Annotated in this window: 1 protein-coding gene; it reads left to right on the top strand. The window is 44.6% G+C overall.

Translation table 11 applies throughout. The features are described from left to right. Positions 1 to 607 (top strand): AMP-binding protein (locus tag AC5590_RS08880; RefSeq protein WP_169269046.1); only part of this gene is annotated, 607 nt, incomplete at both ends.

Genomic DNA, 607 nt, shown 5'->3' on the forward strand with positions numbered 1-607 from the left:
AGTCAAGATAATGCGTTAGCGCAGCTTACCGTAGGTATCGCCTCTGGCGGGGCTACGCCCATCGCCGATGTGCAAGATAGTAACTTAGCTTATGTGATTTATACCTCTGGTTCTACCGGAAAGCCTAAAGGAGTGATGCTTTCTCATCGCAACCTTTGCAACCACATGTTCTGGATGCAAGCAACATTTCCCCTAACTGAAGCAGACAAAGTGCTACAGAAAACTCCCTTTAGCTTTGATGCCTCAGTTTGGGAATTCTATGCTCCTTTGTTAGTAGGCGGACAGTTGCTATTAGCTCAACCAGGAGGTCATGCTGATCCTGCTTACCTGTTACAGTTAATTTCTCAACAACAGGTCACTACTGTTCAATTTGTACCATCTTTGTTACAAATACTCATAGAACAAGGAGGACTCGAAACTTGTCAGTCCCTCAAACAAATCTTCTGCGGCGGTGAAGCCTTACCAGTTGCTTTGCAAGAGAAAGTGTTAAGTAATCTCAATGTGAACTTGCACAATCTCTATGGGCCGACGGAAGCTTGTATTGATGCAACCTTCTGGACTTGCAAACAAGAAATTAAACGACAAGTTGTCCCTATCGGTCGTGCGA

The organism is Brasilonema octagenarum UFV-OR1, from assembly GCF_963888615.1.
Taxonomy (GTDB): Bacteria; Cyanobacteriota; Cyanobacteriia; order Cyanobacteriales; family Nostocaceae; genus Brasilonema; species Brasilonema sennae.